The organism is Streptomyces sp., from assembly GCF_036566765.1.
Taxonomy (GTDB): Bacteria; Actinomycetota; Actinomycetes; order Streptomycetales; family Streptomycetaceae; genus Streptomyces.
This window is the reverse complement of the sequence record NZ_DATCVQ010000197.1, coordinates 1-15,173: the sequence shown is the minus strand read 5'-3', so window position 1 is coordinate 15,173 and position 15,173 is coordinate 1. Positions and strand designations below refer to the sequence as shown.

Sequence of the window (15,173 nt, the reverse complement as noted above, 5' to 3'; positions counted from 1 at the left end):
TTAAATGCGCACGCATTCAATGCATGTGCATGTACTGTGCCGTGCATGACCACTCCGCTCAACTCCCCTGCCTCACAAGAACGATGGAGCCCCCGCCTCTGGGGCACCCTGCTCGTGCTGTGCGCCGCGATGTTCCTCGACGCCCTCGACGTCTCGATGGTCGGCGTCGCCCTGCCGTCCATCGCCACCGACCTCGGCCTGTCCACGGCCACCCTGCAGTGGATCGTCAGCGGCTACATCCTCGGCTACGGCGGCCTGCTGCTTCTCGGCGGCCGCGCGGCCGACCTGCTCGGCCGCCGCCGGGTCTTCCTGATCGCCCTCGCCGTCTTCGCCCTCGCGTCCCTGCTCGGCGGCCTGGTCGACTCCGGTCCGCTGCTGATCGCCAGCCGCTTCATCAAGGGCCTGAGCGCCGCGTTCACCGCCCCCGCCGGCCTCTCGATCATCACCACGACCTTCAAGGAGGGCCCGCAGCGCAACCGTGCCCTCTCCATCTACACCACCTGCGCCGCCACCGGCTTCTCCATGGGCCTGGTGCTCTCCGGCCTGCTCACCGAGCTGAGCTGGCGCTGGACGATGCTGCTGCCGGCGCCCGTCGCCCTGATCGCGCTGGTCTTCGCCCTCAAGCTGATCCCGCACAGCGCCCGCGAAGAGGGCCGCGGCGGCTACGACCTGCCGGGCGCCGTCACCGGCACGGCCGCGATGCTGCTGCTCGTCTTCACCGTCGTCCAGGCCCCCGAGGTCGGCTGGGGCTCCGCCCGCACGCTGCTGTCCTTCGCGGCCACCGCCGCGCTCCTCGCCGCCTTCGTGGCGATCGAGCGGCGCAGCGCGAGCCCGCTGGTCCGGCTCGGGGTGCTGCGGTCCGGCTCGCAGGTCCGGGCGCAGCTCGGCGCGGCCGCGTTCTTCGGCTCGTACGTCGCCTTCCAGTTCATCGTGACCCAGTACATGCAGTCGCTGCTCCACTGGTCCGCGCTGCAGACCGCTCTCGCCTTCCTGCCGGCCGGCCTGCTGGTGGCGCTGTCCTCGACGAAGATCGGCGGGATCGTCGACCGGTTCGGCACGCCCCGGGTCATCGCGACCGGCTTCACGCTCCTGACCGTCGGGTACGCGCTCTTCCTGCGGATCTCGCTCACCCCGCAGTACGCGGCGGTGATCCTGCCGTCGATGCTGCTGCTCGGCGCGGCCTGCGCCCTGGTCTTCCCCTCGCTCAACATCCAGGCCACCAGCGGCGTGGCGGACGAGGAGCAGGGCATGGTCTCCGGGCTCCTGAACACCTCGATCCAGGTCGGCGGCGCGCTCGTCCTGGCCGTCGTCACCGCCGTGATCACGGCGGACGGAACCGGCACCGGCTCCCCGCAGGCGGTCCTGGACAGCTTCCGGCCCGGCCTGGCCGTGGTGACCGTCATCTCCCTCGCCGGCCTGCTGATCACGCTGCCGGGGCTGCGGAAGCGGCGCGGCGGGTCCGCGCAGGGATCGCTGGTCGTCGCCAAGTCGTCCGGGGGCGTCGCCGAGACCGCGACGCCCACGCAGAAGGCGGCCGAGCCGGTCGGACTGCGCGACTGACGCACGGGCACGGAGGACTCCGTACCTGTACGGGGGGGTACGGAACCGGGGGCGGCCGCCGCATGCGGTCGCCCCCGCCTCGTTACGCGTACGGCCGCCCCGCAGCCGAGCCCCCTCAGCCCCTCAGCCGAGCCACCCTGGCCTCACCAGCCCCGACTCGTAAGCGCGCACGACCAGTTGCGCGCGGTCCCGTGCGCCGAGTTTCACCATCGTCCGGCTCACGTGCGTCTTGGCGGTCAGCGGGCTGACGACCAGCCGGCGGGCGATCTCCTCGTTGGACAGCCCGATGCCGACCAGTGCCATCACCTCCCGCTCCCGCTCGGTGAGTTCGTCGAGGCCGTGCGGGTCGGCGGGGCCCTTGGAGCGGGCCGCGAACTCCTCGATGAGGCGACGGGTGACGCCGGGCGAGAGCAGCGCGTCGCCGTGGACGACGGCGCGCACCGCCCGCAGCAGCTCCTCGGGCTCGGTGTCCTTGACCAGGAAGCCGGACGCGCCGGCGCGGATCGCCTCGAAGACGTACTCGTCGAGCTCGAACGTGGTCAGCATGACCACCTTGACCGCGCCGAGTTCGGCGTCGCCGGTGATCGTGCGGGTGGCGGCCAGGCCGTCGAGCCGCGGCATCCGGATGTCCATCAGGACGGCGTCCGGCCGCAGTTCGCGGACTAGCGCCACCGCCTCCTCGCCGTCCGCGGCCTCCCCCACCACCTCGATGTCGGGCTGGGCGTCGAGCAGCGCCCGGAACCCCGCCCGGACCAGTGACTGGTCGTCGGCGAGCAGTACGCGGATCACGGTGTCTCCTTCTGCCGCAGGGGGAGCCTGGCGCGCACCCGGAACCCGCCGTCGGGCCGGGCGCCCGCGTCGATCGTGCCACCGAGGGCGGCCGCCCGCTCCCGCATTCCGGCCAGGCCGTTGCCGCTGCCGCCCGCGTCGTCGCCGGTGGCCGGGCCGTCGTCGTCGACCTGGAGCTCCAGGGCATCGGGGGCCTGGTCGATCCGGACGCGTGCGGTGCGCGAGCCGGAGTGGCGGACGACGTTGGTGAGCGCCTCCTGGACGATCCGGAAGGCGGCCAGGTCGGTGCCGGGCGGGACGGGGGCGGGCGTGCCGCGCCGGGTGACCTCGACGGTGAGCCCGGCCGCAGCGGCCTGCTCGACGAGTTCGGGCAGCCGGTCGAGCCCGGGGGCGGGGGTGCGCGGGGCGTCGCCGGGGGTGCGCAGGGAGTCCAGCACCTGCCGGACCTCGCCCAGGGCCTCCTTGCTGGCGGCCTTGATGGTGGTGAGGGCGGTGCGGGCCTGCTCCGGGTCGCCGTCGAGCAGCGCGAGGCCGACGCCCGCCTGGACGTTGATGACGGAGAGGGAGTGGGCGAGTACGTCGTGGAGTTCGCGGGCGATGCGCAGCCGCTCCTCGTCGGCGCGGCGGCGCTCGGCCTCGGCGCGCTCGGCCCGCTCCTGCGCCCACTGCTCCCGGCGGACCCGGACGAGTTCGGAGGCGGCCAGGATCGCCACGACGAAGCCCGCGACCGGGAGTTCCTGGCCCCAGGGGGCCGGGCCGTCGCCGGCGGGCGGCAGATAGCGGTAGAGCCAGTGGCCGACGAGCACATGGCCGAGCCACAGCAGGCCGAGCGCCCACCAGGCGGACCGCCGGTGGCCGTGCACGATCGCCGCATAACAGGCGACGCCGACGACGACGAAGACGGGGCCGTACGGGTAGCCCCCGGCGAGGTACGCGAGGGCCGTCGCCGCCACCCCGAAGACCACCGGGACGGGGTGGCGGTGACGGAGCAGCAGCATCGCGGGACCGGCGAGCAGCAGGATCCGCGCGTACGCGTCGAGCGACTCCCGGTCGACCTGGTTGCGCGCGGCGAACCCGGTGCCGACGAGGACGAACACGGCGATCAGCAGCGTGGACCGCCAGGGCAGTCCCTTCCCGGGCTCCACGTCGGCCCAGTGCCGCAGCCACGGGGGGCCGCCGGTTCGGTGTGCGTCCATACGGCCACGCTAGACGCGGCGGGCGGGCGGCGGCGTCAGCCTCGCGTGGTGATCACGCGTACTCCCGGTGGAGTACGCGCCCCGCCCTCCGGGCGGCTCGGCGGCGGCTCAGCGGCGGGGCAGCAGGCCCACCTCGCGGCCCAGGCGGGCGGCTGCGTCGTCGAAGAACCCGTCGCGGTCCTCGACGATCCGGTTGAACTGTCCGAACACCTCGAAGGAGACCAGGCCGAAGAGCTGTGCCCATGCGCCGACGAGGGTGATGGCGAGCTCGGGCGGCAGGTCGGGCGCGAAGTCGGCGGCCATCCGCTCGGCCTCGGGGCGCAGCCGCTCGCCGAGCCGGGGCAGCGCGACGCCGTCGGAGACGTAGGCGCCGCGGGCGACGGAGATCAGGACCAGGCCGACGCGCGAGGCGGGGCCGACGGTGTCCTGGGGCGCGGAGTAGCCGGGTACCGGGGAGCCGTAGATCAGCGCGTACTCGTGGGGGTGGGCGAGGGCCCAGGCTCGGACGGCGCGGCAGACGGCGGTCCAGCGGGCGGGGTGGTCGGTGGCGGTGGCGGTGGCGAGGGCGGACTCGGCGGCGGCGCCGATCGCGTCGTAGGCGTCGACGATGAGGGCGGTGAGGAGGTCGTCGCGGCTGGGGAAGTAGCGGTAGAGCGCGGAGGAGACCATGCCGACCTCTCGGGCGACGGCCCGCAGCGAGAGCTTGGCCGCGCCCTCGGCGGCGAGTTGTCTGCGGGCCTCGTCCTTGATGGTCGCGGTGATCTCGACGCGGGCGCGGGCGCGGGCTCCTTGAACGCTGGTCATGAGAGCAGTGTGCCACGATTCAGAGCACTGCACACAAATGAGAGCAGTGCTCTTGCATCGGAACGTCGACCCGTGCACACTGATCTCAAGCGAGAACACCGCTCTCGAAATGAATCACCGATCGCACCGAGGAGCCCCCGATGAGCGCCACGCCGTACTACCTCCAGGGCAGCCCGATGGCCATCCGCCTCAACAACGTCGTCGGTTGGCTCGCCCGGCACGGCATCAGCCTGCTCGGCTCGGCCGAACTGTCCGTGCGCGGCCGCAAGAGCGGACAGATGCAGCGCATCCCCGTCAACCCGCACACCCACGACGGCGACCAGTACCTGGTCTCCGCCCGCGGCCACTCGCAGTGGGTGCGCAACATGCGCGTCGCTGGCGTCGGCGAGCTGCGGGTCGGCCGCAAGGTCCGCACCTTCTCCGCCGTCGAGGTCCCCGACGCCGAGAAGCTCCAGGTGCTCCGCACCTACCTGGAGAAGTGGGGCTGGGAGGTCAACCAGTACTTCAAGGGCGTGACCGCGCAGTCCACCGACGAGGAGATCATCGCCGCCGCCCCCGACCACCCTGTCTTCCGCATCACGGTCACCCGGTGACTGCCCGGCGGCGCACGAGCGGGCGCGGAATCGCGTGGTGGGCCGGTCCGGGCACACCGCCCGGACCGGCCCACCACCCCGATGTCACGAGGTCAACCGGTCACGACGCCTCAGGAGCGCCCGCCCGGTCCGCGTCCCGCCCGTCGGACGCGACCGTCCCGGGCTCGTCGGCGACCGTCGTCGCACCCCGGCTCCGCCGGTCCTCCGTCGCCATCCTCCGGTCCAGCAGGTCCAGCGCACGCCGCGCCACCGCGTGCGTGCGGACCAGGCCGGCGAGGGAGGTCGCGCCGCGCGTGATGTCCGTGAAGGCGTTCCAGACCGGGCGCAGGCCGGTGATCGCCGCGTGCAGCAGGCCGGGCTTGCGCTCGAAGAGCGCGAGCATCCGGCGGCCCACGGCCATCTCCACGCCAAGGCCGGCCTTGATCGCGAACGCGTAGTTCAGCGCCTGCCGACGGGCGTCCACCGCGTCGTTCGCCTCCGCGATCCGGACCGCCCACTCCCCCGCCAGCCGCCCCGAGCGCAGCGCGAACGAGATGCCCTCGCGGGTCCACGGCTCAAGCAGGCCCGCCGCGTCGCCGCAGACCAGGACGCGGCCCCGGGACAGCGGCGAGTCGTCGCTCCGGCAGCGCGTCAGATGACCGGACGAGACGGCCGGCTCGAAGCCCGCGAGCCCGAGCCGGGCGATGAAGTCCTCCAGGTACCGCTTGGTGGCGGCGCCCTCGCCGCGCGCCGAGATGACGCCCACCGTCAGCGTGTCCCCCTTCGGGAACACCCAGCCGTAACTGCCGGGCATCGGGCCCCAGTCGATGAGCACCCGGCCCTTCCAGTCCTCCGCCACCGATGCCGGAACCGGGATCTCCGCCTCCAGGCCCAGGTCGACCTGGTCGAGCTTCACCCCGACGTGCGCCCCTATCCGGCCCGCGCTGCCGTCCGCGCCGACCACCGCGCGCGCCAGGATCGTCTCGCCGTCGCCGAGCACGACCGCGACCGTGCGCCGGTCCGGCACCGCCGGACCGTGCTGCTCGACCCGGGCGACGGCCACGCCGGTACGCAGCTCCGCGCCGGCCTTCTGCGCCTCCTCGACCAGACCGGCGTCGAACTCCGGCCGGTTGATGAGTCCGAAGAGCATCCGGCGGGACCGGCGAGTGCGCGCGAAGCGGCCGTTCATCGAGAACGTGACCGCGTGCACCCGGTCCTGCAGGGGCAGTTCGAAGCCGGGCGGCAGCGCGTCCCGGGACGGGCCGATGATGCCGCCGCCGCAGGTCTTGTAACGGGGCAGCTCCGCCTTCTCCAGGAGCAGCACGCGCCGGCCGGCGACCGCCGCCGCATACGCGGCCGACGCGCCCGCGGGCCCTGCCCCGACCACGACCACGTCCCACACGCCCTCGGGCGCTTCCGCGAGTTCGGGGGCGGTCTCCTCCGCGGCGCCCGACTCCGCCGCGTCCGACTGCGCCGCGCCCGACTCCGCCGCACGGGTGTCCTCCGCCCCGGTCTCCCCCGCCCGACCCGCCCGGGTGCCGTCCGCCGCGGACTGCTCCGCGCCCGCCTCTGCCGCTCCGGCGTCTGCGTTCTCGCTGCTCACGATGTGCTTCTGCTCCTGATCCGACCAGTCGTCCCTGCACTTCTCGGCATCCTACGGCGCGGCCCCGAAAGCCCCGCGCCGTAGGATCGGCCGTGCGTTCGCCGTACAACCGACACGACGAACGTCCTATACAACGTCGCACCCACCAGGAGCGTGCCCATGACCGCCCATCCGATCGCCGAGACCGTCGCGACCCTGATGCCCCGTGCCAAGACGGAGCTCGCGGAACTGGTGGCCTTCCAGTCGGTGGCGGACGAGGCGGTGGCCCCCCGCAGCGAATGCGAGGCCGCCGCCGGCTGGGTGGCCGACGCGCTGCGCGCCGAGGACTTCCAGGACGTGGCGCTGCTCGACACCCCCGACGGCTCGCAGTCGGTGTACGGCGTGCTGCCCGGCCCGGCCGACGCGCCGACGGTCCTGCTCTACGCCCACTACGACGTGCAGCCGAAGCTGGACGAGTCGGCGTGGATCTCCCCGCCGTTCGAGCTGACGGAGCGCGACGGCCGCTGGTACGGCCGCGGCGCGGCCGACTGCAAGGGCGGCTTCATCATGCACCTGCTCGCGCTGCGCGCCCTCAAGGCCAACGGCGGCGTCCCGGTGACGGTGAAGGTGATCGTCGAGGGCTCGGAGGAGCAGGGCACGGGCGGCCTTGAGCGGTACGCCGAGACGCACCCGGATCTGCTGACGGCGGACGCCATCGTGATCGGCGACACCGGCAACTTCCGCGTGGGCCTGCCGACCGTCACCGCCACCCTGCGCGGCATGACGATGATCCGCGTCCAGATCGACACCCTGGAGGGCAACCTGCACTCCGGTCAGTACGGCGGCGCCGCGCCCGACGCGCTGGCCGCGCTGATCCGCGTCCTGGACACGCTGCGCACCGAGGACGGCTCCACGGTCATCGACGGGCTGCCCTCGGACGGGGTCTGGGACGGCCTGCAGTACCCGGAGGAGGACTTCCGCAAGGACGTCCGCGTCCTGGACGGCGTGGGCCTGCCGGGCAACGGCACCGTGGCGGACCGCATCTGGGCCCGCCCGGCAGTCACCGTCATCGGCATCGACTGCCACCCGGTGGCCGGCGCGACGCCGTCGATCCCGTCGACCGCCCGCGCGCAGATCAGCCTGCGGGTGCCGCCGGGCCAGGACGCCGCCGAAGCGACCCAGCTGCTGTACGCGCACATCGAGAAGCGCGTGCCGTGGAACGCGCGGGTCAGCTTCGAGCAGGTCGGCCAGGGCCAGCCGTTCCGCGCGGACGTGACCAGCCCCGCGTACACCTCGATGGCCGAGGCGATGCGGATCGCGTACCCGGGCGAGGAGATGCAGTCGTCCGGCATGGGCGGCTCGATCCCGCTGTGCAACACGCTCGCCGCGCTCTACCCGGAGGCGGAGATCCTGCTGATCGGCCTGAGCGAGCCGGAGGCGCAGATCCACGCGGTGAACGAGTCGGTCTCGCCGGAGGAGCTGGAGCGACTGTCCGTCGCCGAGGCGCACTTCCTTCTCAACTACGCCCGCTCGAAGCAGAACTGACGCACGCTCATGGCCGGTCCGCCGTATGCGGATCGGCCGAGAGCAGAGAGACGTGCGGCGGACGCGCGGACAGCCGTACGTTCGCCGCATGAACTCCTTGGACCTCACCTTCACCGAGATCACTCCCCGGCTCCACCAGCTGCACTTCTCCATCGGCCAGGCCTATCTGTGGCGCGACGACCAGGAGTTGACGCTGATCGACGCCGGCTGGGCGGGCGCGGCCGACGAGGTCGACGCGGCGGTGCGCTCCGCCGGCCTGGACCCCGCCCGGCTGCGGCGGATCGTGCTCACCCACGCCCACCGCGACCACGTGGGCTGCGCCCAGGAACTGGCGGACCGGCACGGCGCGGAGATCCTCGCCCACCGCCTTGACGCCCCGGTCGTACGGGGTGAGGCGCCCGTCCCCGACCCGATCCTGCTCGACTGGGAGGTCCCGCTGTACGAGCACGGGCTCACCGTCCCCGTCGCGCCGCCGACCCGCGTGGACCGCGAGCTGGAGGACGGCGACGAGCTGGGCTTCGGCGACGGGGCGGTCGTGGTGCACACACCGGGGCACACGGACGGCTCGATCGCCGTCCATCTGCCCCGCCACGGAGTGCTGTTCACCGGCGACACGGTGGCCGCGGTGCAGGGGGTGACGCTGGGCGTCTTCCATGTGGACCGGGAGCAGGCCAGGGAGTCGATGCGCCGGCTCGCGAAGCTGAGCCCGTCGATGGTGTGCTTCGGCCACGGCGTCCCGCTGACACAGGACGCCGCGGCCGTTCTGTCGGCCGCGGCGGAGGCGGCGTAGCCGGGCTCAGCCGACCGGGACGCCTGCCTCCAGGTTGAGGACGCTGCCGCGTTCGCGGGCGCGCAGGGCCCAGCGGAGCCGTCGGTAGCGGACCGGCGGCAGCAGCTCGGCGGCCTCCGCCTCGGTGACGAAGCGCCAACCGCGCAGTTCGGCGCCGGGCAGCAGGAGGTCGCCGGCCGCGGCGGCGGGGAGCGTCCCGCCGTCGAACAGGAAGCGGAGCCCGCCGTACCCCGGCGGCCGGGGCGGCTCCCAGTCGATCACGAGGAGCCCCGGCGGGGCGTCGAGCCGCAGTCCGAGCTCCTCCGCGACCTCCCGGACTCCTGCGCGGACGGGGGACTCGCCGGCCTCGACGACACCGCCGGGGAACTCCCAACCGGCCTTGTAGGTGGGGTCGACGAGCAGGACGCGGTCCTGCTCGTCGAAGAGCAGCACCCCGGCGGCCACGGTCTCGCCGGTGGGTTCGGGGGTCTGCACGATCCCGCAGGGGCGGGCGGCGCCGTTCCGGAGCGCCTCGGCGAGGGCCTCGGCGGTGGCGGCGGGGGTGAGGGCGGAGTTGTCGACGACATGCGCGTCCTCGCCCAGCCAGCCGCCGAGCGCGGTCTGGTACGTGTCGATGTGGTCGTACGCCCATTGCCGTACGCGCTCGTTGCCCTCGGGGTCGTCCGCGGACTCCTCCCGGCCGGCTATTCGTTCCCGCAGGATCGTTTCGTCGGGGGCGAGCACCACGTGCCGCACCTCGATGCGGCGGGCCGCGAGGCCGCCGAAGATCTCGTCCCGGTACTCCTGGCGGAGCAGCGTCATCGGTACCACCAGCACGCCGCCGACCTCGGCGAGCAGCGCGGCGGCGGTCTCCACGACCATGCGCCGCCAGATCGGCAGGTCCTGGAAGTCGTCGACCTCGGCGAGGCGCTTCGGCGGCAGCAGGTACCGCAGGCCGAATCCGGTGAGTTCGGGGTCGTACAAGGTGCTGTGCGGGATCAGCTCGAGCAGTTCGCGCGCGGCGCTTGTCTTTCCGGCGCTGAACGTTCCGTTGATCCAGACGATCACAGTGCCCCCTCTGCCGTAGCCCCTTGGTGGGTTGCCACCCCCACCCTGCCACGGCGGACGCCCGGGTGTGAGACGTCTCACGGTCCGAACAACGGGGCCCGCGGGGGCGTGACACTTCGAAGCGGAGCCTCGTTGGAACGGGCATATGACAAGGGGGTACGAGCATGCGCACGGTGTTGGAACGTTTTCCCGCGGGAGGCCCTCGGGGCAGCTGGCCGGCCGAGGAGTTCGCGCGGGCACGACGCGAAGAGGGGCTGCCGGCGGAGGTGGTGATGGACCTGGAGTCGGACGCGTTCCTGGTGATCGTGGCCCAGCCGACGGGGGAACGCGCCTCGGGCGGCACGGGGCACACGGACTACACGGCGACGGCGGCCTGACGGGGCGTCGGGGGGCGCGTAGGCCGGGCGCGTACGAACCGTCGACGCCACCGCGCCCGCGTACGAGCCATCGACTCGGCCCGCGGTGGGCCGAACCGTCGACGCTGCCGCACCCTCACGCGGCCGGGGCCGAAGGCTCCCGGGTCAGCGGGCCGGAGGCGGCGGCCGCCGCGCCCAGGAGGCCCGCGTCGGTGCCGGTGCGAGCCGGGACGACGGTCAGGTCCCGGACGAACGACAGCGTGGCGTACTCGCGCAGGCTGCGCCGCAGCGGCGCGAAAAGCACCTCGCCCGCCCCCGCCACTCCCCCGCCGACGACCGCGATGTCGAGCTCCACGAGGGTGGCCGTCGCGGCGATCCCGGCGGCGAGGGCCCGCGCGGCGCGTGCGAAGGAGGCCTGGGCGATCGGATCGCCCGCCCGGGCCGCGGCGGCGACCGCGGCGGCAGAGGAGTCTCCGTCGGGGCCCGGCCGCCAGCCGTTGTCCAGGGCGCGGCGGGCGATGTTCGGTCCGCTGGCGATGCGCTCGACGCAGCCACGGGACCCGCAGGCGCAGGGGTCGCCGTCCAGGTCGACGCTGATGTGCCCGATGTGGCCGGCGTTCCCGGTGGGGCCGGTGTGGAGCCGACCGCCGAGCACGAGGCCGCCACCGACGCCCGTGGAGACGACCAGGCACAGCGCGTTGTCGTGACCGCGGGCGGCGCCCTGCCAGTGCTCGGCCGCGGTCATGGCGACGCCGTCGCCGACCAGGGTGACGGGACGGGCCCCGACGGCCCGCTCCACCCGCTCGACGAGCGGATAGTCGCGCCAGCCGGGGATGTTGACGGGGCTGACGACCCCGCGCGCCGCGTCCACGGGCCCCGCGCTGCCGATGCCGACCGCTCCGGCGGCCGCCCAGAGCGGCCCGGCGGCGAGCTCCGCGAGGACCTCCTCGACCGCGCGCATCACCGTCTCGCCGTCCTCCCGCGCCGGCGTGGGCCGCTGCGCCCGTACGAGGATCCCGCCGCTTCCGTCCACCAGCGCGCCGGCGATCTTGGTGCCGCCGATGTCGAGAGCGGCAACGAGCTCGGTATGCATGGGCGCGGATTCTCCAGAAGGTGGACGGAAAGGTGGACGGATTGGCTGCCGAGTCCAGTCTCCCTGGCCTTGACAACGTTGTCCAGGCTCTATGCTCGACAACATCTCCCGTCGTACCCCTCTTCCGCACTCCCCACCGCCGCATCCCCGCTCCCGCTCCCGCTCCCCCCTCCCGCTAACAGAGGAACCGCGCACCGTGGCCGACTCCGCCCGCCGCCCCAGCCACCGCTACGGCATCCGGCCCACCATGAAGGACGTGGCCGCGCGGGCCGGGGTCGGGCTCAAGACGGTCTCCCGGGTGGTCAACGGGGAGCCGGGGGTGACCCCCGACACCGAGCGCCGGGTGCAGGAGGCCATCGACTCGCTGGGCTTCCGCCGCAACGACAGCGCGCGCGTCCTCCGCAAGGGCCGCACCGCCTCCGTCGGCCTGGTCCTGGAGGACCTGGCGGACCCCTTCTACGGCCCGCTCAGCCGCGCCGTGGAGGAGGTCGCCCGGACGCACGGCGCGCTGCTGATCAACGGCTCGAGCGCCGAGGACCCGGACCGGGAGCAGGAGTTGGCCCTCGCGCTGTGCGCGCGGCGGGTGGACGGCCTGATCGTGATCCCGGCCGGGACCGACCACCGCTACCTGGAACCGGAGATCCGGGCCGGCGTGGCCACCGTCTTCGTGGACCGCCCGGCGGGCGGCATCGACGCGGACACCGTGCTGTCGGACAGCTTCGGCGGCGCGCGCGAGGGCGTCGCCCATCTGATCGCGCACGGCCACCGCCGCATCGGCTTCGTCGGCGACCGCCCGCGCATCCACACCGCGGCCGAGCGGCTGCGGGGCTACCGCGCGGCGATGGAGGAGGCGGGACTCGCCGTCGACGACGCGTGGGTCTCGCTCGGCCCCACCGACCCGGACCGGGTCCGCGCCGCCGTCACCGCCATGCTGGCCGGCCCGGAGCCGGTGACCGCCCTCTTCGCCGGCAACAACCGCGTGACCGTCACCGCCGTCCGCGTCCTCGCGGGCCACGCCACGCCGGTGGCCCTGGTCGGCTTCGACGAGATCGAGCTCGCCGACCTCCTCGGCATCACGGTCGTCGCCCAGGACGCCGCCGCCCTCGGCCGCACCGCCGCCGAGCGCCTCTTCCGCCGCCTCGACGGCGCGGACGAGCCCACGGCCCGCATCGAACTGACCCCCACTCTGATCCCGCGCGGCTCCGGAGAGATACCGCCCGCGTGAGGTGACCCTCTGTCAGCGGCCCTTCACGTTCTCTACGATGGCTGCCGAACGAGGAGCCCCGCCGGGGCTCCCTGTCGGGAGGCATCGGACCGGTGGACGACGCGCGCACTCTGGAGAACCTGGGGCTCGCCGAAGCCCCCCGTGAAAACCCGCTGATCTACCCCGGAGCCTGGCCGGTGGAGTCGGGCCTGCTCTATCAGAACCGCTATCTGCGCCTGCGCCCCAAGCAGGACCGGCGGCTCGCCAAGTGGCTCGTGGAGCAGCCCCCGGGCGGCTTCCGCGGCACCAGCAGCCGGATGGGTCCCGTACCGCTCAACTACGCGCTGATGTGCGCCAACGAGCCGCAGATCGGGGAGCGTTACCCGGTCCTGTCGATCGGCTCCAACGCGTGTCCCGCGCAGTTGCGGCACAAGATGGACGGCGTCGGCGTCTCGTCCACGGTGCCGATGGTGAGGGTGCGGGTCACCGGCATCCGGGTCGGGGCCTCGGCGTACGTCAGCCCGATGGGCTACGTGTCCGCGTCGCCGTTCCACGCGCCCGGGCACATCGCGGATCTCTTCGTCACCTGGCTGGACGCCGCCCAGCTGGAGATCGTCGATCACAGTGAGGGGATCTTCACCGCAGGCGGCGAGTACGACCGGGTGCTGCTGCGACCCTCCGACATCCCGGTGGAGATGCCGTCGGGCGAACTGCTCGGCGGGGCCTATCTGTACGTGCACCGGTACGGCGTGCTGCACGACGGTTCCGGGACGCCCCGGGCGCACGAGGGCGAGGTGCCGCTGCTGGAGGCCCTGCTCTCCGAGTCGCGGCAGTTGCGTGAGTGGTTCGGCTCGACCCCGGAGGAGTTCAGCACGGCCGCCCGCGGCAACGAGCAGCTGTGCGAGAAGGGCACCCGGCTCTTCGCCGACGAGGGGCGGGTCACCCGCTCGGGACTTGAAGGGTTCGTGCCGTCCGACGGGCCGGCCACGACCGTGTACGACGACCTGCACCCGATCAACCCGTTACCGGAGGGCGCGTACCACGCCGGGCGGACGCCCGACCTCTTCGACCAGCGCGGCTCGGGCGTGGTGCGGATGTCCCATGCCACGTCGGCCGGGCTCGGCGACCCCGAGCTGGTGATCGTGCAGAACGTGCAGATCCCCGCGACGCGGCGGGAACGGCTCGGCGCGCTCGCCTCGGTCGTCGTGGCACCGGAGATCGACGCCGACGACGCGACGACGATGCAGGTCGACCACTCCCTGCGGGTCGGGATCGGCCTTGAGCCCGGGGAGGCGGTGACGGTCCGCGCGGCACGGCTGCCGCGCCGCAGACGGCGCTGGCAGGAGCTGCTGCTCGGCCCGCCGAACTACGTGACCTGCCGCGTGCAGGACGGCGACCGGGCCAGCGCGGAGCACGAGGTGTGCCTGCTCGACGGGATGACGCTGGAGCTCATCGGCGTCACCAGCGGCGACGAGGTCATCCTCGAGGGCTACCCGGAGGCGGACGGCGTCGTCCCGACGCTGCAGATGAAGGCCATACGGGCCACCGAGGAGGTGCAGGAGCGCCGGAGGGAGCTGCACGGCGGCGATCTGACCAGCCGCTATCCGAGCTCGCTCGACGCGCTGGGCGTCTTCCCCGACCTCCCGTGGGTGTTCCTGGACCGACGGCTCTGGGCCGGGCTCGGCCTGGAGAACCAGTGGCTGGCGACGGTACGCATCCGGTGCAGCCGCTCCTTCCAGCTGAAGAAGGAGCTCCGGGAGATGGTCTTCCTCCTGGGCATCGCCTTCATCGGCGTGGTGTCGGTGCTGAGGAGCGTGCTGTCGCAGGCGATCAGCCTGGGCGTGCTCGTCCTGCTGGTCGGCACCCTGGTGAGCATGCGCCTGCGCAGCCGCCTCAGCCAGCGCGCCCGCCGCTTCGGCGGGCCGAGGAGGCGGTGACGGCGACGGACCTCCGTGCCGTCACGCTCCCCTCGCGTCAGCAGACCGGGAGGCCCGGGATCGGCTGGTCGTTGTCGCCGCCCTTGATGTAGACGACGCTGAAGTAGACGTTGGTGTTGCCGCTGTCGTCGTCGGTCCGGGCGTACCAGGTGTTCGTCCACTTGCCGTAGGTCTCGCGGCGGCCGAGATCCACCTGGCAGTAGAAGTAGTTGGTGCCGGCGTTGAGGACGCCCATCTCGCCGCCGTCGTGACGGTACGTCTTCTCGGTGCGCCAGACCTCGCAGTTGTACTTGCCGCCGCCCGCGGAGGAGCAGACGGGGGCGGGTTGTGGGGGCGTGCCGCCGCCGCCCGTCGTGGTGGTGCCGCCTCCCGTGCTGCTGCCGCCGGTGGTGGTCGTCGTGCCGCCGCCGGTGGTGCTGCCGCCTCCGGTGGAGCCGCCGTCCCCGGACCCGCCGCCCGCTCCGGGCTTGGGCCCGGTGGACGGCTTCGAGGGGCTGGGCATCGCGGTCTTCCCGTCCGTCCGCTTGGAGGGCTTGCCGGACGGCTTGGCGCTCTCGGTCGCCTCGGCGGCGCCGGGGTCGAGGGCCTGGCCGGGGTTGGCCGCGGGGCCGGCCGGCCCCGCCTCGCTGCCGGCCCGATGCTCCTGCCGGTCGCCGGAGTCGCGGTTGACGAGCGCGTACGTCACTCCGCCGCCCGCC

General features: G+C 73.5%; 13 protein-coding genes and 1 pseudogene. 7 read left to right on the top strand and 7 right to left on the bottom strand.

Features of this window, described 5'->3' with window-relative positions; translation table 11 throughout:
- Positions 1-45 precede the first annotated feature (45 nt).
- The gene (locus tag VIU94_RS11050; RefSeq protein ID WP_331910178.1) at positions 46-1,560 is read left to right on the top strand and encodes an MFS transporter; all 1,515 of its coding nucleotides are present in this window, start codon (positions 46-48) and stop codon (positions 1,558-1,560) included.
- Positions 1,561-1,683: 123 nt separating this feature from the next.
- On the opposite strand, the gene VIU94_RS11045 is transcribed toward VIU94_RS11050, so the two are convergent.
- The 3 genes from VIU94_RS11045 to VIU94_RS11035 all read right to left on the bottom strand — a co-directional run bounded on the left by VIU94_RS11045 (position 1,684) and on the right by VIU94_RS11035 (position 4,349).
- Positions 1,684-2,349 (bottom strand): response regulator transcription factor, encoded by a 666-nt coding sequence (locus tag VIU94_RS11045; protein ID WP_331910176.1) that lies wholly within the window; start codon positions 2,347-2,349, stop codon positions 1,684-1,686.
- A complete protein-coding gene (locus VIU94_RS11040) occupies positions 2,346-3,545 on the bottom strand; it encodes a sensor histidine kinase (protein ID WP_331910174.1) in 1,200 nt (399 codons plus the stop codon). Before VIU94_RS11040 ends, VIU94_RS11045 begins: the two co-directional genes overlap by 4 nt.
- A gap of 108 nt (positions 3,546-3,653) precedes the next feature.
- On the bottom strand, positions 3,654-4,349 hold the full coding sequence (locus VIU94_RS11035; RefSeq protein WP_331910172.1) for a TetR/AcrR family transcriptional regulator: 696 nt from the start codon (positions 4,347-4,349) through the stop codon (positions 3,654-3,656).
- Positions 4,350-4,489: 140 nt separating this feature from the next.
- Here VIU94_RS11035 and VIU94_RS11030 point away from each other — a divergent pair, with 140 nt between their 5' ends.
- Positions 4,490-4,942 carry a nitroreductase family deazaflavin-dependent oxidoreductase gene (locus VIU94_RS11030; RefSeq protein WP_331910170.1) on the top strand — a complete coding sequence of 151 codons (453 nt, stop codon included), beginning with the start codon at positions 4,490-4,492 and terminating at the stop codon, positions 4,940-4,942.
- A gap of 100 nt (positions 4,943-5,042) precedes the next feature.
- Here the strand turns inward: VIU94_RS11030 and VIU94_RS11025 are convergent, their stop codons facing one another.
- Positions 5,043-6,323, bottom strand: a complete 1,281-nt coding sequence (locus VIU94_RS11025; protein WP_331910222.1) for a geranylgeranyl reductase family protein — start codon at positions 6,321-6,323, stop codon at positions 5,043-5,045.
- Positions 6,324-6,683: 360 nt separating this feature from the next.
- Here VIU94_RS11025 and VIU94_RS11020 point away from each other — a divergent pair, with 360 nt between their 5' ends.
- Both VIU94_RS11020 and VIU94_RS11015 read left to right on the top strand, forming a co-directional pair.
- Positions 6,684-8,048: a dipeptidase gene (locus VIU94_RS11020; protein WP_331910168.1), complete on the top strand. Its 1,365-nt coding sequence runs from the start codon at positions 6,684-6,686 to the stop codon at positions 8,046-8,048.
- Positions 8,049-8,136: 88 nt separating this feature from the next.
- Entirely contained in the window at positions 8,137-8,838 is a 702-nt protein-coding gene (locus VIU94_RS11015) for an MBL fold metallo-hydrolase (protein ID WP_331910166.1), read from the top strand.
- Between the two features lie 6 nt (positions 8,839-8,844).
- Here VIU94_RS11015 and VIU94_RS11010 read toward each other — a convergent pair whose 3' ends face one another.
- A complete protein-coding gene (locus tag VIU94_RS11010; RefSeq protein ID WP_331910164.1) occupies positions 8,845-9,885 on the bottom strand; it encodes an NUDIX domain-containing protein in 1,041 nt (346 codons plus the stop codon).
- Positions 9,886-10,049: 164 nt separating this feature from the next.
- Here VIU94_RS11010 and VIU94_RS11005 point away from each other — a divergent pair, with 164 nt between their 5' ends.
- The gene (locus VIU94_RS11005) at positions 10,050-10,262 is read left to right on the top strand and encodes a DUF8839 family protein (protein WP_331910162.1); all 213 of its coding nucleotides are present in this window, start codon (positions 10,050-10,052) and stop codon (positions 10,260-10,262) included.
- Positions 10,263-10,377: 115 nt separating this feature from the next.
- Here the strand turns inward: VIU94_RS11005 and VIU94_RS11000 are convergent, their stop codons facing one another.
- A complete protein-coding gene (locus VIU94_RS11000) occupies positions 10,378-11,334 on the bottom strand; it encodes an ROK family protein (protein ID WP_331910160.1) in 957 nt (318 codons plus the stop codon).
- 247 nt (positions 11,335-11,581) lie between these two features.
- Here VIU94_RS11000 and VIU94_RS10995 point away from each other — a divergent pair, with 247 nt between their 5' ends.
- Both VIU94_RS10995 and VIU94_RS10990 read left to right on the top strand, forming a co-directional pair.
- Complete coding sequence (locus VIU94_RS10995; protein ID WP_414720925.1) at positions 11,582-12,559, top strand: LacI family DNA-binding transcriptional regulator; 978 nt, start codon at positions 11,582-11,584, stop codon at positions 12,557-12,559.
- A 92-nt stretch (positions 12,560-12,651) separates the two neighbouring features.
- Positions 12,652-14,475 (top strand): hypothetical protein, encoded by a 1,824-nt coding sequence (locus VIU94_RS10990; RefSeq protein ID WP_331910156.1) that lies wholly within the window; start codon positions 12,652-12,654, stop codon positions 14,473-14,475.
- A 37-nt stretch (positions 14,476-14,512) separates the two neighbouring features.
- On the opposite strand, the pseudogene VIU94_RS10985 reads toward VIU94_RS10990, so the two are convergent.
- Positions 14,513-15,173: pseudogene (locus VIU94_RS10985) on the bottom strand (serine/threonine-protein kinase); the annotation flags it as partial.